This is a genomic window from Pseudomonas sp. R32, from assembly GCF_009866705.1.
In the GTDB taxonomy this organism is placed as follows: Bacteria; Pseudomonadota; Gammaproteobacteria; order Pseudomonadales; family Pseudomonadaceae; genus Aquipseudomonas; species Aquipseudomonas donghuensis.
Window position 1 is genome coordinate 1,054,281 of the sequence record NZ_CP019396.1, and the last position, 18,041, is coordinate 1,072,321.

The window sequence follows — 18,041 nt, forward strand, 5'->3', positions numbered from 1 at the left end:
TGCCCGTGTGCGGGGCTCAACGCAGGCCGCGTTGGATCTCGTCGAGCTCGCGGATGTATTTGAAGATCTTGCGGCTCGCGGTTGGCGCTTTGTTGCGCGCCAGCTCGTGCTGGGCCTGGCGGATCAGCGAGCGCAGCTGCTGGCGATCGGCATCCGGATACTCCTGGACAAATTTCTCCAGGACTTCGTCGGTGCCGTCGATCAGCCGGTCGCGCCAGCGTTCGAGATTGTGGAAGCGCTCGTTGTATTGGCGCGAGGAGGCGTCGAGCTGGTCAAGAAGCGCATTGATCGCGTCGATGTCCTGGTCACGCATCAGCTTGCCGATGAACGATTTATGACGTCTTTTCGCCTCGTTCGCGGTATGCCGCTTGTGTTCTTCCAGGGCCATGCGCAGTTCGTCGGTCAACGGCAGTTTGGCCAGGGTGTCGGGCTTGAGCGTAGTGAGGCGCTCGCCCATATCAACCAGCGCCTGCATCTCGCGCTTGATCTGGGTTTTGCTTTTTTCGCCGTCAAAGGCGGTGTCGTAAGAATCAACCATGGGGGCAGTCCGCTGAGAATCGCCGCCATGATAACCAGTCGGGGGCCGCTTGTCCGGTCCGGTCGTAGATTGACCCGCGCCGAACGCAGAATTTGAGTGGAGAAAACCATGAGTGCAGTCCAGAGCGTAGGTCCACAGGCCCTGCCGGCGTTGCAGGAGCAGGTCGAGCAGATCATCGCCGAAGCCCGGCGCCAGGGCGCCAGCGCCTGTGAAGTGGCGGTATCGCTGGAGCAGGGGTTGTCGACCTCGGTGCGCCAGCGCGAAGTCGAAACCGTGGAGTTCAACCGCGACCAGGGTTTCGGCATTACCTTGTACGTGGGGCAGCGCAAGGGCTCGGCGAGCACGTCGGCCAGCGGCAGCGAGGCGATCCGGGAAACCGTCGCCGCCGCCTTGGCGATTGCCAAGCACACCTCCGAAGACGAGTGCGCCGGGCTTGCCGATCCGGCACTGATGGCCCGTGAACAGCCGGATTTCGACCTGTACCATGCCTGGGACATCACCCCCGAGCAGGCTATCGAGAAGGCGCTTGAGTGCGAGGCTGCGGCCTTCGACGCCGATGCACGGATCAAGAACGCCGACGGCACCACCCTTAACACCCACCAGGGCTGCCGCGTTTACGGCAACAGCCATGGCTTTATTGGCGGCTACGCTTCGACCCGGCACAGCCTGAGCTGCGTGATGATTGCCGAAGCCGACGGGCAGATGCAGCGCGATTACTGGTATGACGTCAACCGCCAGGGCGAATTGCTGGCCGACCCGCGCAGCATCGGCATTCGCGCCGCGCAACGGGCGGCCAGCCGCCTCGGCGCGCGCCCGGTGCCGACCTGTGAAGTACCGGTGCTGTTCTCCGCCGAGCTTGCTGGCGGTTTGTTCGGCAGCTTCCTCTCGGCGATTTCCGGCGGCAACCTGTATCGCAAGTCATCTTTCCTTGATGGCGCCATGGGCCAGCGCCTGTTCCCGAGCTGGCTGACGCTGGATGAGCGTCCGCACCTGCAAAGGGCGTTGGGCAGTGCGGCCTTCGACGGTGATGGCCTGGCAACCTACGCCAAACCGTTCGTCGAGAATGGCCAGCTTGTGTCTTATGTGCTGGGCACCTATTCCGGACGCAAGCTCGGCTTGCCGAGCACCGCCAACGCCGGTGGCGTGCATAACCTGTTCGTTACCCATGGCGTCGAAGACCAGGCGGCCTTGCTGCGGCGCATGGGCCGCGGGCTGTTGGTCACCGAGCTGATGGGCCATGGCCTGAACATGGTCACCGGTGACTATTCTCGTGGTGCCGCAGGCTTCTGGGTTGAAAACGGCGAGATTCAGTTCGCTGTTCAGGAGGTGACGATCGCCGGCAATATGAAGGACATGTTCCAGCAAATCGTCGCGATCGGTAATGATCTTGAAACCCGCAGCAATATTCACACAGGTTCGGTATTGATTGAGCGGATGACCGTAGCGGGCAGTTAAGCCCCTACCGGCCTCATCGCTGGCAAGCCAGCTCCCACAATGGTTCGATGTAAGCTGGACCTGCGGGAGCTGGACTTGCCAGCGATCGAGCGCGCAGAGCCCGTTCCTACACCCCCTGCAAAGCCCGGCCCTGTGTCGGGCTTTTTGTTTTTCTTTTTTTCTTGTCCTTGAACTGATTCTGATTATCACCTAATAATGAATATCATTATCTCGGCGATGATGTTCATGAAACCAGTCCTCCACGAATTGCCCTACCTGGAAAACTGGCGCTGGCTGAGCCGGCGCATTCGCTGTGCCCTGGACCCGGACGAGCCGCGCCTGATCGAGCACTACCTCACTGAAGGCCGCTACCTGGTGTGCTGCACCGGTACCAGCGCCTGGACCGTCGCCCTGACTTCATTTCGCCTGTTGCTGGATACCGCCTGCGATCGTGCACTGCCCTGGCATTGGCGCTGCCTGTGCCTGGACCAGGCCTGGCGCCCGCTGCTGGAGCTGCGCAACCTCGATCGCCATGAACACAACCAGCGTTGGCAGCCCTTCGCCCTGCAATTGGCGAACTGCGTGCTGCTGCCTTCGATTTCCTACGATGAACTGATGCAAGGACTTGATGATGAGTAATACCCGTATCGAGCGCGACAGCATGGGTGAACTGCTGGTGCCGGCCGAGGCCCTGTATGGCGCCCAGACCCAGCGCGCGGTGAACAACTTTCCCATCAGCCAGCAACGCATGCCGACCCAGTTCATTCGCGCGCTGCTGCTGGCCAAGGCTGCCGCGGCCAAGGCCAATATCGAGCTCAAACAGCTGGACCCGGCCCGGGGCGAGGCGATCGTCAACGCCGTGGAGCAACTGCTGGCGGGCGATTTCATGCAGCACTTCCCGGTGGATATCTTCCAGACCGGTTCCGGGACCAGCTCGAACATGAACGCCAACGAGGTGATCGCCACCCTGGCCAGCCGCGTGCTGGGCGACACGGTCAACCCCAACGATCATGTCAACTGTGGGCAAAGCAGCAACGACATCATCCCGACCACCATTCATGTCAGCGCCGCGCTGGCCTTGCATGAGCAGTTGCTGCCGGCACTAAACCATCTGGTCAAGGTCATCGACGCCAAGGCTGAACAGGTGCATCCGTTCATCAAGACCGGCCGCACCCACCTGATGGACGCCATGCCGGTGCGCATGAGCCAGGTGCTGGGTGGCTGGGCGGCGCAGATCAAGGCGGCTATTGCTCACCTGCAAGCCACCTTGCCAAGCCTGCAGGCGCTGGCCCAGGGCGGTACCGCGGTGGGCACCGGCATCAATGCCCACCCTGAATTCGCTGCCCGCTTCAGCCGGCAACTGACCGCGCTGACCCGCGTCGAGTTCGTCCCTGGGGATAACCTGTTTGCCCTGATCGGCTCGCAAGACACCGCAGTGGCCGTTTCCGGCCAGCTCAAGACAACGGCGGTGGCGCTGATGAAGATCGCCAACGACTTGCGCTGGATGAACTCCGGGCCACTGGCGGGCCTTGGCGAAATCGAGCTCGAAGGCTTGCAGCCGGGCTCCTCGATCATGCCGGGCAAGGTCAACCCGGTTATTCCGGAGGCTACCGCCATGGTTGCCGCGCAGGTGATCGGCAACGACGCGACCATCGCCGTGGCCGGACAGTCGGGCAACTTCGAGCTCAACGTGATGCTGCCGATCATTGCCCAGAACCTGCTCAGCAGCATCGAGCTGATGGCCAATGCCAGCCGCCTGCTGGCCGACAAGGCGATTGCCAGCTTCAAGGTCAACGAGCCAAAACTCAAGGAAGCGTTGGCACGCAACCCGATCCTGGTGACCGCGCTGAACCCGATCATCGGCTACCAAAAGGCCGCCGAGATCGCCAAGACCGCCTACAAGCAGGGTCGCCCGATTATTGACGTGGCCCTGGAACATACCGACCTGCCGCGCAGCCAGCTTGAAGCGCTGCTCGATCCGGAAAAGCTCACCGCTGGCGGGATCTGAGCCGGTCCACCGCTCTGGAGGTTAGTCATGCAGCACTGGAAACGCACCACCGAAATTGCCAACCGCTTGTTCGAGCAGGGCGAGCTGGTCGATGCCCGCGAGTTGTATCTGCAGGCCCTGGCGCTTGCCCAGGTGTTGTTCGAGCGCTGGCATGACGCCGACGAAGCGGTGGCCGCTTGTGTCATCGCCCACCATAACCTGGCCGACTTGCACCTGCGCCTGAATCAGCCGCAGGAAAGCGCCGAGTACCTCTGCGCCATTCACCAGCGGCTGCTGCAGAGCGCCCAGGACCCACGCCTGGCGCCGAGGTTGCGTGAAGCTGCGCTGCGCCACAGCAGCAAGACCTACACCGAGTTGCTGAGCTTTATCAGCGAGTACGGCCAGTACCCGCGCACCGAACGTCTGCTCTACCGGCACGAGCCGCAGCCGGCCCTGCATGCCGGCCAGGAAAGCACCGCGCCTTCAGCCCTACGATATGGAATCCAGTGATATGCCTTATACCTTGCCTGCATTGCCTTACGCCTACGATGCGCTGGAACCGCACATCGATACCCAGACCATGCAGATTCACCACAGCAAGCACCACCAGACCTACATCAACAACCTCAATGCGGCGGTAGAAGGCAGCGAGTATGCCGAGTGGCCGGTGGAAAAACTGGTCGCCAGCGTTAAACAGCTGCCGGAAAAACTGCAGAACGCCGTGATCAACCAGGGGGGCGGCCACGCCAACCACTCGCTGTTCTGGACGGTGATGTCGCCCAAGGGCGGCGGCTTGCCACAAGGCGCCGTGGCCAAGGCCATCGAGGAGCAATTGGGTGGCTCCGACGCCTTCAAGGAAGCCTTTACCAAGGCTGCGCTGACCCGTTTCGGCAGCGGCTGGGCCTGGTTGAGCGTGACCCCGGCCAAGACCCTGGTGGTCGAAAGCAGTGGTAACCAGGACAGCCCGCTGATGAACGGCAATACGCCGATCCTCGGCCTGGACGTCTGGGAGCACGCTTACTACCTGCTGTACCAGAACCGCCGTCCGGAATACATCAACGCGTTCTACAACGTGATCGACTGGTCCGAGGTAGAGCGTCGTTACGCAGCCGCGCTTGTGTGAGTCGCGCTGGTATGCGTTCGGATGTGATGTCCATTGCCGGAGTGCGGCTGTTTCGCCTGGCGCTCGGTACCCTGTTGCTGCTGGTCGGCTTCGCGCTGCTGGTGGCTCAGGGTATCGCCTGGCTTGATCTGGAGCCGCGCATGCTACGGGCACTTGAAGGCGGTGCGCTGTGCGCCCTGGGCACTGCCCTGGGCGCCGTGCCGGTGCTGGTGATCCGCAACATGCCGGTGGCGCTCGCCGATACCCTGCTGGGCTTCGGTGCCGGGGTGATGCTGGCGGCCACGGCTTTCTCGCTGATCATTCCCGGGCTGGATGCCGCCCAGGCCATTGGCCTGGGTAAATGGGGCGCGGGTGGCTTGATCAGCTTCGGCTTGCTGTTCGGGGCCTTCTGTCTGTACCTGGTGGACCTGAAGGTCTCCGGCGCTTCACCGGAGGCGCTGGTCGGTACTGCCCAGCAGCCGGTGATCGCCGCGCGGATCTGGGTGTTCGTCATCGCCATCATTGCCCATAACATTCCGGAAGGGATGGCCATTGGCGTGTCTGCCGGCGGCGGCATGCCTGATGCCGACAGCCTGGCCATGGGTATCGCCTTGCAGGATGTGCCCGAAGGCCTGGTCATCGCCCTGGTGCTGGCAGGGGCGGGGATGGCCCGTTTCAAGGCGTTTCTGATCGGTGCGGCTTCAGGTCTGGTCGAGCCGCTGGCGGCAGTGGTGTGCGCCTGGCTGGTTAGCGTGGCGGAGTTGTTGCTGCCATTGGGGCTGGCCTGCGCGGCAGGTGCGATGTTGCTGGTGGTGACCCAGGAAATCATTCCGGAATCGCGCAGCAATGGCCATCACCGGCTGGCCAGTCTTGGCCTGTGCATCGGCTTCTGCCTGATGATGGTGATGGACACGGCGCTGTCTTGAGAAAACGGGGGCGGGTTACTCGCCCTCGTCGAAGTAGTTGTTGATCAGCTCGACCAGTGCAGCCAGTGCTGCGTCGTCTTCTTCGCCTTCGGTGTGCAGGTGCACCTGAGTGCCCTTGCCAGCTGCGAGCATCATCACGGCCATGATGCTCTTGCCGTCGACCAGGCTCTGGGGTGTACGGCCCACTCGGACCTGGCAGGGAAAGCGTCCGGCTACACCTACGAATTTCGCCGCCGCCCGGGCGTGCAGCCCCAGCTTGTTGATGATGGTGATTTCACGAGCGGGCATCGAGGCGGGGATCCTGTGGGCTAGAGGTCGCGGTGGCGAACCTGGACGTTCTTCAACGATTGTTGCAGCAGCTGTCCCAGTCGCTCGGTCAGGTACACCGAGCGGTGGTGACCGCCGGTGCAGCCGATGGCAATGGTGACATAGGCGCGGTTGCTGGCGGCAAAGCGTGGCAACCATTTGAGCAGGTAGCTGGAGATGTCCTGGAACATGTCCTCGACATCCGGCTGTGCTGCCAGGTAGTCGATCACCGGTTGCTCCAGCCCTGAATGGTCGCGAAGTTCCGGCTTCCAGTAAGGGTTGGGCAGGCAGCGCACATCGAACACCAGGTCGGCGTCTACCGGCATGCCGCGCTTGAAGCCGAAGGACTCGACCAGGAAGGCCGTGCCTGGCTCCGGCTGGTTCAGCAGGCGCAACTTGATCGAATCACGCAACTGATAGAGGTTCAGGTTGGTGGTGTCGATCTTCAAGTCAGCGAGGTCGGCGATCGGCCCGAGCAAATCGCTCTCGACCTTGATGGCTTCGGCCAACGAGCGTTCGGCATTGGTCAGCGGGTGGCGGCGACGGGTTTCCGAGAAACGCTTGAGCAGGGTTTCTTCGTCGGCGTCCAGGTACAGGACATCGCACTGGATGTGCCGGCTACGGGCTTCCTCAAGCAGTTCGGGGAAGCGCGTGAGGTGGCTTGGCAGGTTGCGCGCGTCGATCGACACCGCCACCTTGGGCTGCATCAGTTCGGTATTGATCAGGGCGTTTTCGGCCAGCTGCGGCAGCAAGCCCGCCGGCAGGTTGTCGATGCAGTAGTAACCGTTGTCCTCAAGTACATCGAGGGCGGTGCTCTTGCCGGAGCCGGACCGGCCGCTAACGATGATCAAGCGCATGTTCAGTGCCCGTTCTGTACGTCCAGTACGACCTGGTACAAGGATTCGTTACTGGTGGCCGCACGCAGTTTGTCGCGTACGTCCTTGCTATCGAGCATGCTGGCGATCTGGCGCAGCAGCTCCAGGTGCGCATCGGTAGCCGCTTCCGGGACCAGCAGTACGAACAGCAGGTCGACCGGGGCGCCATCGATGGCGTCGAAATCGATAGGGGCGTCAAGGTGCAACAGTGCGCTGACCGGCGATTCGCAGCCCTTGAGGCGGCAATGCGGAATGGCAATGCCGTTGCCGAAGCCGGTAGAGCCCAGTTTTTCCCGGGCGATCAGGGCTTCGTACACGTCCTGGGTGTCCAGCTCGGGCACTTGTTTGCCGATCAGATTGGCGATCTGTTCGAGCGCACGCTTTTTACTGCCGCCCGGCACGTTCACAAGGGAACGGCCGGGGGTCAGGATGGTTTCAAGTCGGATCATGGATGAGGGGGATCAGCGGGCCGCTGCACCTTGCAGCAGGCTTTGCTGTTTTTCCTTGTGTTTTTTCAGTTGGCGGTCGAGCTTGTCAGTCAAGGCATCGATCGCTGCATACATGTCTTGGTGTTCGGCATTTGCAACCACTTCGCCGCCGGGAATGAACAGCGTTGCTTCAATCTTCTGCTGCAACTTCTCGACCTTCATGATTACCGTCACATTGGTAATCTTGTCGAAATGCCCCTCCAGCCGTTTCAACTTCTGCTCGACGTACTCACGCAGGGGCTGAGTAACTTCTACATGCTGTCCACTGATATTGACTTGCATACAGCTTCTCCTTTGTTGCCGGTGCATAAGAGGCAGGTGTTGCGCCTGCCACTGAACTGCGGTGGCACACCTCAGGAGCCGTTACATCAATCGCTTGCGCTCGCTCGACGGTGCAATGCCGAGGGACTCGCGGTACTTGGCGACGGTGCGACGTGCTACCTGGATGCCTTGTGCCTCCAGTAAACCAGCGATCTTGCTGTCACTCAATGGCTTTTTCTGATTTTCCGCTGCAACCAGTTTTTTGATGATCGCGCGGATCGCCGTGGACGAGCACTCGCCGCCTTCGGAGGTGCTGACGTGGCTGGAGAAAAAGTACTTCAGCTCGTAAATACCGCGAGGGGTGTGCATGTATTTTTGCGTGGTGACCCGGGAAATGGTCGATTCGTGCATGCCCACCGCTTCAGCGATATCGTGCAGCACCAGCGGCTTCATCGCCTCATCGCCGTGATCGAGGAAGCCACGCTGGTGCTCGACGATCTGGGTGGCGACCTTCATCAGGGTCTCGTTACGGCTTTGCAGGCTCTTGATGAACCAGCGCGCCTCTTGCAACTGGTTGCGCATGAAGGTGTTGTCGGCGCTGGTGTCGGCGCGGCGAACGAAGCCGGCGTACTGCGGGTTGACCCGCAGGCGCGGTACCGCTTCCTGGTTGAGCTCGACCAGCCAGCGCTCGTTGTCCTTGCGCACGATCACGTCCGGCACCACGTATTCGGCTTCGCTGGACTCGATCTGCGAACCTGGGCGCGGGTTGAGGCTCTGCACCAGTTCGATGACCTGGCGCAGTTCATCTTCCTTGAGCTTCATGCGGCGCATCAGCTGGCTGTAGTCGCGGCCACCGAGCAGGTCGATGTAGTCGCTGACCAGGCGCTGGGCTTCGGCCATCCACGGGGTGCCTGGCGGCAGTTGGCGCAATTGCAGCAACAGGCACTCGCTGAGGTTGCGCGCGCCGATGCCGGCCGGTTCGAACTGTTGAATACGGTGCAGCACGGCTTCGACTTCATCCAGCTCGATGTCGAGCTCGGGGTCGAAGGAGTCGCAGATTTCTTCCAGGGTTTCGTCGAGGTAGCCCTGGTTGTTGATGCAGTCGATCAGGGTCACGGCGATCAGCCGGTCGGTGTCGGACATCGGTGCCAGGTTGAGCTGCCAGAGCAGGTGGCTCTGCAGGCTTTCGCCAGCGGAGGTGCGGGTGGTGAAGTCCCACTCGTCATCGTCGTTGCTGGGCAGGCTGCTGGCGCTGGTCTGGTAGATGTCTTCCCAGGCGGTATCGACCGGTAGCTCGTTGGGGATGCGCTCGTTCCATTCGCCTTCTTCGAGGTTGTCCACCGTCGGGGCGGTCTCCTGGAAGCTGGTTTCCTGAACTTCGGCGACGGGTTTGCTCTCGGCGTTGTCGGCCATCGGGTCGCTGTTGTCGAAGTCGTCGCCGTCTTCCTGGCGTTCGAGCATCGGGTTTGATTCCAGCGCTTCCTGGATTTCCTGCTGGAGGTCCAGGGTAGAAAGCTGGAGCAGACGTATGGCCTGTTGCAACTGCGGGGTCATCGTCAGTTGCTGGCCCATTCTTAGGACGAGCGATGGTTTCATGGCAGGGGCTTAACACCTTATTTGCCGGCGCACATGCGCCATCCACTACAAGGGCACCGAAGCGCCAACTTTAAGCAAATTATATGCCTGAAATTGCAGCGTTTGCCTAGAGCGCCGTAACAATTAAGCCATGAACTGGCTTGATCGAGAGCGCTCTGGCAGCGCCTTACACCTTGAGCCTACAGGCGGAACTCATGGCCGAGGTAAACCTCTTTGACCAGATCGTTGGCCAGGATGGTCTCTGCATCGCCTTCGGCGATCAGTTGGCCATCGTTGACGATGTAAGCGGTTTCACAGATATCCAGGGTTTCACGGACGTTGTGGTCGGTGATCAGAACGCCAATGCCCTTGGCCTTCAGGTGGTGGATGATCTGCTTGATGTCGCCGACCGAGATCGGGTCGACACCGGCAAAGGGTTCGTCGAGCAAAATGAACTTCGGCGCAGTGGCCAGGGCGCGGGCGATCTCGACGCGGCGACGCTCGCCACCGGAGAGGCTCATGCCGAGGTTGTCGCGGATGTGGCTGATGTGGAATTCCTGCAGCAGGCTTTCCAGTTCCTTGCGCCGGCCATCGCGGTCGAGGTCCTTGCGGGTTTCAAGGATGGCCATGATGTTGTCGGCCACCGACAGCTTGCGAAAGATCGAGGCTTCCTGCGGCAGGTAGCCGATACCGGCGCGCGCGCGGCCGTGCATGGGCTGATGGCTGACATCGTGGTCGTCGATCAGGACGCGGCCCTGATCGGCCTGGACCAGGCCGACGATCATGTAGAAACAGGTGGTCTTGCCGGCGCCGTTGGGGCCGAGCAGGCCGACGATCTGGCCGCTGTCGATCGACAGGCTGACGTCGCGGACCACTTGCCGGCTCTTGTAGCTCTTGGCCAGGTGCTGGGCTTTGAGGGTTGCCATTTACTCGGCCTTCTTCTTCGGCTGGATCACCATGTCGATGCGTGGGCGCGACTCGGTGACTTTGCCACCGCGACCGGCGGTAGCGATCTGTTTCACCGTGTCGTAGACGATCTTCTCGCCTTCGGTGGTGTTGCCTTCGTTGATCACTTTGGCGCGGTCGATCAGGACGATGCGGTTTTGCGGCGCATTGTACTGGATGGTCTTGCCATAGCCTTGCATCTTGTCTGGCTTGGCCGCGCTCTGCTGCTGTTCGAAGTAGGCCAGGTTGCCCACCGAGGTCACCACGTCGATGTCGCCACCGGCAGTGCGGGTGATGGTCACGGTGTTGCCTTTGATCATCATCGAGCCCTGGGTGATGATCACGTCACCGGTGTAGGTGGCGACGCCTTGTTTGTCATCCAGTTGAGCATGGTCAGCCTGGATACGGATCGGCTGGTCACGGTCGGTCGGCAGGGCCCAGGCGCTCGCGCTTCCCAGTGCTGCGCTCAGGCTGAGCAAAAAGGGGAGGGTTTTAACGAGCCTCATACTGTCCTCTTACGTTGGACAGCAGGTCCATCCTGCCGTCTTTCAAATACGCTTTCATTCCATTGCCCGTAGTTACGCCACCGGCGCCGTCGATTCTAACGGCTTGCTCGGTTTGCGCATATTGCTTCTGCGGGAATACCGTCATGCGGCTGGTGGTAATGATCATGGTGCGGTTTTTTTCATCGGTGCGGGCAACCCGTACCGAGTCGATCAGTTCGACTTCGCTGCCATCGGGGTTGACCTCGCCGCGCTCGCTTTGCACGTGCCACGGGTAAGTGGTGCCACGGTACATCTGCAGGTCCGGCGTGGTCAGCAAGGTCACTTCGCTGGCCTTGAGGTGCTCGACCTTGTCGGCAGTCATCTCGTACTGCATCTTGCCGTCGGGCAGGAACTGCACGCTGCGGGCGTTCACGGCGTAATAGTCAATGGCGCTCTGGTCGGGCCCGACAACAGGCTTGTTGTCGAGGAAGCTCTCAGGGCTGATGTTCCAGTAGCCGATCGCCACCAGCAAGGCGGCAATCACACTGAACAGCGCAATATTGCGGATTTTCTTACTGAACATGTGTCGCTCTACAGGTAATGGCTGTTGGCCGCTTCAAGATTGCCCTGGGCTTGCAGGATCAGTTCGCAGAACTCGCGAGCGGCACCTTCGCCGCCGCGCGCCAGGGTCACCCCATGAGCGTGCTCGCGAACGAAGGCGGCGGCGTTGGCCACCGCCATGCCCAGCCCGACCCGTCGGATCACGGGCAGGTCAGGCAGGTCGTCGCCCAGATAGGCAACCTGTTCATAGCTTAGGTTGAGCTGGCCAAGAAGCTCGTCCAATACCACCAATTTATCTTCGCGGCCCTGGTACAGGTGAGGAATGCCGAGGTTCTTTGCCCGGCGCTCGACCACCGGGGTCTTGCGCCCGCTGATGATGGCGGTGGTCACGCCCGAGTTCATGAGCATCTTGATGCCCTGGCCGTCGAGGGTGTTGAAGGTCTTGAATTCGCTGCCGTCTTCGAGAAAGTACAGGCGCCCATCGGTGAGTACGCCGTCTACGTCGAAAACCGCCAGTTTGATGGCTTTGCCGCGCTGGAGCAGGTCCTGGGTCATTTACATCACTCCCGCACGCAACAGGTCGTGCATGTTCAGGGCGCCAACCGGGCGCTCGTCCTTGTCGATCACCACCAGGGCGCTGATCTTGTGGTCTTCCATGATCTTCAGGGCCTCGGCGGCGAGCATCTCGGCGCGGGCGGTCTTGCCGTGGGCGGTCATGACTTCCTCGATGAGGGTCTTGTGCACATCGATGTTGCGATCGAGGCTACGGCGCAGATCGCCGTCGGTGAAGATCCCGGCCAGCCGTCCGTCGGCTTCGAGTACCACGGTCATGCCCAAACCTTTGCGAGACATTTCGAGGAGCGCGTCCTTGAGCAGGGTACCGCGCTGAACCTGCGGCAACTCGTTGCCAGCGTGCATGACGTTCTCGACTTTGAGCAGCAGGCGTCGGCCGAGGGCGCCGCCGGGGTGCGAGAACGCGAAGTCTTCAGCGGTAAAGCCGCGGGCCTCGAGCAGCGCGATGGCCAGGGCATCGCCCAGTACCAGTGCTGCGGTGGTCGAGGAGGTCGGTGCCAGGTTGAGCGGGCAGGCTTCCTGGGCGACACGGGCGTCGAGGTTGACCTCGGCGGCCTTGGCCAGCGGCGAGTCGGGGTTGCCGGTGAGGCTGATCAACTGGATGCCCAGGCGCTTGATCAGCGGCAACAGGGTGACGATCTCGGCCGTCGAGCCCGAGTTGGACAGGGCCAGGATCACGTCATCACGGGTGATCATGCCCATGTCGCCATGACTGGCTTCGGCCGGGTGGACGAAAAACGCCGGCGTACCGGTGCTGGCCAGGGTGGCGGCGATCTTGTTGCCGATGTGCCCCGACTTGCCCATGCCGACCACCACTACCCGGCCTTTGCTGGCCAGGATCAGCTCGCATGCCTTGACGAAATCGGCGTCGATGTGGGCCAGCAGGCCCTCAACCGCCTCGAGTTCGAAACGGATGGTGCGCTGCGCGGATTGGATCAGGTCGCTGGATTGGCTCATGTCGAAAATCGGATTGCCTGATGAAAAGGCGGCGATTATAGCGGTAAAGGGCAAAAGCCTCACCTTGTGATTGTCATACAGTCGTCCACTTAGCTTAACCATACCTGAACAAGCACCGTGGCGGCCTTGGGGCGGCCCTATCAGCGGTGCTATAGTTCGCTGCTGTTCGGCCCGCTCGGTGCGGGCGTGCCTCCACGAAGGGGGCGCGCGTCTGAGTGAGAAGGCTGCATCGCAAGGAGTCTAGATGAGCGTTGATAACGCCTACGCGGTCGAATTGAAGGGCGTAACCTTCAAGCGCGGTTCGCGCAGCATCTTCAATAATGTCGACATACGCATTCCGCGCGGCAAGGTTACCGGTATCATGGGGCCTTCCGGGTGCGGCAAGACCACGCTGCTGAGGCTGATGGGCGCACAGTTGCGTCCGGCCAGCGGCGAAGTCTGGGTGGCAGGGCAGAATCTGCCGACCCTGTCGCGCAGTGACCTGTTCGATGCCCGCAAGCAAATGGGCGTGCTGTTCCAGAGCGGCGCGCTGTTCACCGATCTCGATGTGTTCGAGAACGTCGCCTTCCCGTTGCGGGTACATACCCAGCTGTCCGACGAGATGATTCGCGACATCGTCCTGATGAAGCTCCAGGCCGTTGGCCTGCGCGGCGCCATCGAGCTGATGCCCGACGAGTTGTCCGGAGGCATGAAGCGTCGCGTCGCCCTGGCCAGGGCCATCGCTCTGGACCCGCAGATCCTCATGTACGACGAGCCGTTCGTCGGCCAGGATCCGATTGCCATGGGGGTGCTGGTACGGCTGATCCGCCTGCTCAACGACGCCCTGGGCATCACCAGTATCGTGGTTTCCCATGATCTGGCCGAAACCGCCAGCATTGCCGACTACATCTACGTGGTGGGTGATGGTCAGGTCCTGGGGCAGGGCACGCCAGAGGAACTGATGGGCTCCGATAACCCGCGCATTCGTCAATTCATGAAAGGCGATCCGGATGGTCCGGTGCCCTTTCACTTTCCTGCGCCGGATTACCGCGCCGATCTTCTGGGGAAGCGTTGATGCGCAAAAAATCCATGCTCGAACGTATTCGTCGTTTTGGCCGTTCGGCCATCGACGTGCTGGCCGTACTCGGCCGCTCCTTTTTGTTCCTGCTGCATTCGCTGGTAGGGCGCAGCGGCACCGGCGGCGGCTTCCAGCTGCTGGTCCGGCAGCTGTATTCGGTTGGCGTGCTGTCGCTGGCGATCATTGTCGTTTCCGGGGTGTTCATCGGCATGGTGCTGGCCCTGCAGGGGTTCAGCATCCTGACCAAGTACGGCTCGGAACAGGCGGTGGGGCAGATGGTTGCCCTGACCTTGCTGCGTGAACTCGGGCCGGTGGTTACCGCCTTGCTGTTTGCCGGCCGTGCAGGCTCGGCGCTGACCGCCGAGATCGGCAACATGAAGTCCACCGAGCAGTTGTCCAGCCTGGAAATGATCGGTGTCGACCCGCTCAAGTACATCGTTGCCCCACGGTTGTGGGCCGGTTTCATCTCCCTGCCGTTGCTGGCGCTGATCTTCAGCGTGGTCGGCATCTGGGGTGGCTCCTGGGTTGCCGTGGACTGGCTGGGCGTCTATGAAGGCTCGTTCTGGGCCAACATGCAGAACAGTGTTTCCTTTACCGACGATGTGCTCAACGGGGTGATCAAGAGCCTGGTTTTTGCCTTCGTCGTGACCTGGATTGCCGTATTCCAGGGCTATGACTGCGAGCCCACTTCAGAGGGGATCAGTCGTGCCACTACCAAGACCGTGGTCTATGCCTCATTGGCAGTCCTGGGTCTGGACTTTATTCTGACCGCCTTGATGTTTGGAGATTTCTGATGCAAAACCGCACCCTGGAAATCGGTGTCGGCCTGTTTCTTCTGGCCGGGATCCTGGCGCTGATCCTGCTGGCCCTGCGTGTCAGCGGCCTGTCGGCGAGCCCGAGCAGCGATACCTATAAACTTTATGCCAATTTCGACAATATCGCCGGTTTGACTGTCAGAGCTAAAGTGACCATGGCCGGTGTGACCATCGGCAAGGTCACCGCCATCGATCTGGATCGTGACACCTTTACCGGTCGGGTGACGCTGCAGCTGGAAAAACGGGTAGACAATCTGCCGGTCGACTCCACTGCATCTATCCTCACCGCAGGGCTGCTCGGCGAGAAGTACATCGGTATCAGCGTGGGCGGAGAAGATGCGGTGCTCAAGGATGGTGCAACCATTCACGACACCCAGTCGGCGCTGGTACTGGAAGATCTGATTGGCAAGTTCCTGCTCAATACCGTTGGCAAAGAAGCTAAATAAGGAGTTTCCATGATTTCTATCCTGCGACGCAGCTTGCTGGTGTTGCTGGCAGCGCTGCCACTGATGGCCGGCGCGGCTGCTCAGTCCCCCAAAGAGGTGATCGAGAAGACCACCAGCCAGTTGTTGTCTGACCTCAAGACCAACAAAGAACAGTACAAGGCCAACCCGAGTGCGTTCTACGATGCGCTCAATGCCAACCTGGGCCCGGTCGTCGATGCCGACGGCATCTCGAAAAGCATCATGACCGTCAAGTATTCGCGCCAGGCCAGCCCGGCGCAGATGCAGCGCTTCCAGGAGAACTTCAAGCGCAGCCTGATGCAGTTCTACGGCAACGCCCTGCTCGAATACAACAACCAGGGCATCACTGTCGGCAATGCCAAGCAGGACGGTGATGAGCGCGCCAGCGTCGACATGACGGTCAAGGGCAACAACGGTGCCGTTTACCCGGTGCAGTACACCCTGACCAAGCTCAATGGCGAGTGGAAAGTGCGTAACGTCATCGTCAACGGCATCAACATCGGCAAGCTGTTCCGTGACCAGTTCGCCGACGCCATGCAGCGCAACGGCAACAACCTGGACAAGACCATCGACGGCTGGGCCGGCGAAGTGGCCAAGGCCAAGGAGTCCACCGAGCAAGCGGCCGAGAAGCAAGCGCAATGACCGACAACGCCGTGACCATGAGCGAGCCGGGTGTATTGAACCTGGCCGGGGTCCTGGATTACCGCAGCGGGCCTGCCTTGCGCAAGGAAGGCAAGGCCCTGATCGCGGCGTGCAAGGCCCAGGCTTTGGTGCTGGATTGCTCGAAGGTCGAGAAATCCAGCAGCGTCGGCCTGTCCCTGCTGCTGGCGTTCATGCGCGATGGCAAGGCGGCGGGCAAGGCCGTGCAGGTCCGCTCCATGCCCCAGGACATGCGTGAAATCGCCGAAGTTTATGACCTCGATGAGGTGCTGGCCGGTCAATGACCGCCAGCCAGCGACTGGCCCCTCTGTCAGAGTCTCCGATTACGGGGTTCGCAGGCGAGGGGCTTTTTTGTATGATGGCCGACCCGCGCGCACAGGGCGCCGATTGAGGTTGAGCATGCAGGCCGTAGAAGTTAAGAACTTCCTTGAAGAAAAGTTGCCGGGAACCCGGGTCGAAGTTGAAGGCGAAGGCTGCAACTTCCAGTTGAACGTGATCAGCGATGAATTGGCGGCCCTGAGCCCGGTCAAGCGTCAGCAGCAGATCTATGCTCACCTTAACCCGTGGATCACCGATGGCAGCATCCATGCGGTAACCATGAAATTTTTCAGCAGCGCAGCCTGGGCTGAGCGCACCTGAGCCAACTTGGCGGCGAGACTCTAATGGACAAACTGATTATTACTGGCGGCGTTCGCCTCGATGGCGAAATCCGCATTTCCGGGGCAAAGAACGCTGCCCTGCCGATTCTGGCGGCGACCTTGCTCTGCGATGGCCCGGTCACCGTGGGCAACCTGCCACACCTGCACGACATCACCACGATGATCGAGCTGTTCGGCCGCATGGGCATTGAGCCGGTGATCGACGAGAAGCTCTCGGTCGAAATCGACCCACGCACCATCAAGACCCTGGTCGCGCCGTACGAGCTGGTGAAAACCATGCGCGCCTCGATCCTGGTGCTGGGCCCGATGGTCGCCCGTTTCGGCGAGGCCGAAGTGGCCCTGCCTGGCGGTTGCGCCATTGGTTCGCGTCCGGTCGACCTGCACATCCGTGGCCTGGAAGCCATGGGCGCGAAGATCGAGGTCGAAGGCGGCTACATCAAGGCCAAGGCCCCTGAAGGCGGCCTGCGTGGCGCGCACTTCTTCTTTGATACCGTCAGCGTGACCGGTACCGAGAACATCATGATGGCCGCAGCCCTGGCCAAAGGCCGCAGCGTGCTGCAAAACGCCGCGCGCGAGCCGGAAGTGGTCGACCTCGCCAACTTCCTCAACGCCATGGGCGCCAAGGTTCAGGGCGCCGGTACCGACACCATCACCATCGACGGCGTCGAGCGTCTGGGTTCGGCGACCTACCGCGTCATGCCTGACCGTATCGAAACCGGTACCTACCTGGTGGCTGCTGCCGTTACTGGCGGCCGCGTCAAGGTCAAGGACACCGATCCGACCATCCTCGAAGCCGTCCTTGAAAAACTCAAGGAAGCTGGTGCCGAAGTCACCACCGGTGAAGACTGGATCGAGCTGGACATGCACGGCAAGCGGCCCAAAGCCGTCAACCTGCGTACCGCTCCGTACCCAGCGTTCCCGACCGACATGCAGGCGCAGTTCATCTCCCTCAACGCCATTGCCGAAGGCACCGGCGCGGTGATCGAGACGATCTTCGAAAACCGCTTCATGCACGTCTACGAAATGCACCGCATGGGCGCCCTGATCCAGGTCGAAGGCAACACTGCCATCGTGACCGGGACCAAGACCCTCAAAGGCGCTCCAGTAATGGCCACCGACCTGCGGGCTTCGGCCAGCCTGGTGCTGTCGGCGCTGGTTGCCGAAGGCGATACGCTGATCGACCGCATCTACCACATCGACCGTGGTTACGAGTGCATCGAGGAAAAACTGCAGATGCTCGGCGCCAAGATCCGTCGCGTACCGGGCTAGTCTGTGAGTGGCGCAGGGACGCGCCAGCCAATTGCTGCACCGAATTAATGCGGTCGGGCCTGTTGAGTGCCCGGCCGGCTGTAGCCGCATAAGGACCGACGTTT

General features: G+C 61.3%; 24 protein-coding genes. 13 read left to right on the top strand and 11 right to left on the bottom strand.

What is annotated here, in order from left to right:
- Window positions 1-16: 16 nt before the first annotated feature.
- Window positions 17-538, bottom strand: a complete 522-nt coding sequence (gene yjgA, locus PspR32_RS04800) for a ribosome biogenesis factor YjgA (RefSeq protein WP_010223396.1) — start codon at window positions 536-538, stop codon at window positions 17-19.
- 108 nt (window positions 539-646) lie between these two features.
- Between yjgA and pmbA the strand changes: the two genes are divergently transcribed.
- From pmbA to PspR32_RS04830, 6 genes are all read left to right on the top strand, one after another.
- On the top strand, window positions 647-1,993 hold the full coding sequence (gene pmbA, locus PspR32_RS04805) for a metalloprotease PmbA (protein ID WP_010223395.1): 1,347 nt from the start codon (window positions 647-649) through the stop codon (window positions 1,991-1,993).
- A 216-nt stretch (window positions 1,994-2,209) separates the two neighbouring features.
- The gene (locus PspR32_RS04810; protein ID WP_081492803.1) at window positions 2,210-2,611 is read left to right on the top strand and encodes a FagA protein; all 402 of its coding nucleotides are present in this window, start codon (window positions 2,210-2,212) and stop codon (window positions 2,609-2,611) included.
- The gene (locus tag PspR32_RS04815; protein WP_159388156.1) at window positions 2,604-3,980 is read left to right on the top strand and encodes a class II fumarate hydratase; all 1,377 of its coding nucleotides are present in this window, start codon (window positions 2,604-2,606) and stop codon (window positions 3,978-3,980) included. Before PspR32_RS04810 ends, PspR32_RS04815 begins: the two co-directional genes overlap by 8 nt.
- 27 nt (window positions 3,981-4,007) lie before the next feature.
- The gene (locus PspR32_RS04820) at window positions 4,008-4,469 is read left to right on the top strand and encodes a hypothetical protein (protein WP_010223392.1); all 462 of its coding nucleotides are present in this window, start codon (window positions 4,008-4,010) and stop codon (window positions 4,467-4,469) included.
- 1 nt (window position 4,470) lies between these two features.
- A complete protein-coding gene (locus PspR32_RS04825) occupies window positions 4,471-5,082 on the top strand; it encodes a superoxide dismutase (protein WP_159388157.1) in 612 nt (203 codons plus the stop codon).
- An 11-nt stretch (window positions 5,083-5,093) separates the two neighbouring features.
- Window positions 5,094-5,987, top strand: coding sequence for a ZIP family metal transporter (locus PspR32_RS04830; RefSeq protein WP_036993956.1), 894 nt, complete (start codon window positions 5,094-5,096; stop codon window positions 5,985-5,987).
- A 15-nt stretch (window positions 5,988-6,002) separates the two neighbouring features.
- Here PspR32_RS04830 and PspR32_RS04835 read toward each other — a convergent pair whose 3' ends face one another.
- From PspR32_RS04835 to PspR32_RS04880, 10 genes are all read right to left on the bottom strand, one after another.
- Complete coding sequence (locus PspR32_RS04835; RefSeq protein ID WP_010223388.1) at window positions 6,003-6,275, bottom strand: HPr family phosphocarrier protein; 273 nt, start codon at window positions 6,273-6,275, stop codon at window positions 6,003-6,005.
- Between the two features lie 20 nt (window positions 6,276-6,295).
- Window positions 6,296-7,150, bottom strand: coding sequence for an RNase adapter RapZ (gene rapZ, locus PspR32_RS04840; RefSeq protein ID WP_010223387.1), 855 nt, complete (start codon window positions 7,148-7,150; stop codon window positions 6,296-6,298).
- Between the two features lie 2 nt (window positions 7,151-7,152).
- Window positions 7,153-7,617: a PTS IIA-like nitrogen regulatory protein PtsN gene (gene ptsN / locus PspR32_RS04845; RefSeq protein WP_010223386.1), complete on the bottom strand. Its 465-nt coding sequence runs from the start codon at window positions 7,615-7,617 to the stop codon at window positions 7,153-7,155.
- 12 nt (window positions 7,618-7,629) lie between these two features.
- Window positions 7,630-7,938, bottom strand: a complete 309-nt coding sequence (gene hpf / locus PspR32_RS04850) for a ribosome hibernation-promoting factor, HPF/YfiA family (protein WP_010223385.1) — start codon at window positions 7,936-7,938, stop codon at window positions 7,630-7,632.
- Window positions 7,939-8,019: 81 nt separating this feature from the next.
- Window positions 8,020-9,513 carry an RNA polymerase factor sigma-54 gene (locus PspR32_RS04855; protein ID WP_010223384.1) on the bottom strand — a complete coding sequence of 498 codons (1,494 nt, stop codon included), beginning with the start codon at window positions 9,511-9,513 and terminating at the stop codon, window positions 8,020-8,022.
- Window positions 9,514-9,692: 179 nt separating this feature from the next.
- Window positions 9,693-10,418 carry an LPS export ABC transporter ATP-binding protein gene (lptB, locus tag PspR32_RS04860; protein WP_010223383.1) on the bottom strand — a complete coding sequence of 242 codons (726 nt, stop codon included), beginning with the start codon at window positions 10,416-10,418 and terminating at the stop codon, window positions 9,693-9,695.
- Window positions 10,419-10,943: a lipopolysaccharide transport periplasmic protein LptA gene (gene lptA, locus PspR32_RS04865; RefSeq protein ID WP_010223382.1), complete on the bottom strand. Its 525-nt coding sequence runs from the start codon at window positions 10,941-10,943 to the stop codon at window positions 10,419-10,421. It abuts the gene before it with no gap.
- A complete protein-coding gene (gene lptC / locus PspR32_RS04870) occupies window positions 10,930-11,505 on the bottom strand; it encodes an LPS export ABC transporter periplasmic protein LptC (protein WP_010223381.1) in 576 nt (191 codons plus the stop codon). Before lptC ends, lptA begins: the two co-directional genes overlap by 14 nt.
- Window positions 11,506-11,513: 8 nt before the next feature.
- Window positions 11,514-12,038: a KdsC family phosphatase gene (locus PspR32_RS04875; protein WP_010223380.1), complete on the bottom strand. Its 525-nt coding sequence runs from the start codon at window positions 12,036-12,038 to the stop codon at window positions 11,514-11,516.
- Window positions 12,039-13,013 carry a KpsF/GutQ family sugar-phosphate isomerase gene (locus PspR32_RS04880; protein ID WP_159388158.1) on the bottom strand — a complete coding sequence of 325 codons (975 nt, stop codon included), beginning with the start codon at window positions 13,011-13,013 and terminating at the stop codon, window positions 12,039-12,041. It abuts the gene before it with no gap.
- A gap of 244 nt (window positions 13,014-13,257) precedes the next feature.
- Here PspR32_RS04880 and PspR32_RS04885 point away from each other — a divergent pair, with 244 nt between their 5' ends.
- The 7 genes from PspR32_RS04885 (at window position 13,258) to murA (ending at window position 17,937) form a co-directional block, all read left to right on the top strand.
- Window positions 13,258-14,067, top strand: coding sequence for an ATP-binding cassette domain-containing protein (locus tag PspR32_RS04885; RefSeq protein WP_010223378.1), 810 nt, complete (start codon window positions 13,258-13,260; stop codon window positions 14,065-14,067).
- Window positions 14,067-14,864: a lipid asymmetry maintenance ABC transporter permease subunit MlaE gene (mlaE, locus tag PspR32_RS04890; protein ID WP_010223377.1), complete on the top strand. Its 798-nt coding sequence runs from the start codon at window positions 14,067-14,069 to the stop codon at window positions 14,862-14,864. The genes PspR32_RS04885 and mlaE overlap by 1 nt, the downstream gene beginning before the upstream one ends.
- Window positions 14,864-15,331, top strand: a complete 468-nt coding sequence (gene mlaD, locus PspR32_RS04895) for an outer membrane lipid asymmetry maintenance protein MlaD (RefSeq protein ID WP_010223376.1) — start codon at window positions 14,864-14,866, stop codon at window positions 15,329-15,331. Before mlaE ends, mlaD begins: the two co-directional genes overlap by 1 nt.
- Before the next feature lie 9 nt (window positions 15,332-15,340).
- Window positions 15,341-15,991, top strand: coding sequence for an MlaC/ttg2D family ABC transporter substrate-binding protein (locus PspR32_RS04900; protein WP_010223375.1), 651 nt, complete (start codon window positions 15,341-15,343; stop codon window positions 15,989-15,991).
- Complete coding sequence (locus PspR32_RS04905; protein WP_010223374.1) at window positions 15,988-16,293, top strand: STAS domain-containing protein; 306 nt, start codon at window positions 15,988-15,990, stop codon at window positions 16,291-16,293. Before PspR32_RS04900 ends, PspR32_RS04905 begins: the two co-directional genes overlap by 4 nt.
- A gap of 115 nt (window positions 16,294-16,408) precedes the next feature.
- Window positions 16,409-16,648, top strand: a complete 240-nt coding sequence (locus PspR32_RS04910; RefSeq protein ID WP_010223373.1) for a BolA family protein — start codon at window positions 16,409-16,411, stop codon at window positions 16,646-16,648.
- 23 nt (window positions 16,649-16,671) lie between these two features.
- A complete protein-coding gene (gene murA, locus PspR32_RS04915) occupies window positions 16,672-17,937 on the top strand; it encodes a UDP-N-acetylglucosamine 1-carboxyvinyltransferase (protein WP_010223372.1) in 1,266 nt (421 codons plus the stop codon).
- Window positions 17,938-18,041: the final 104 nt, after the last annotated feature.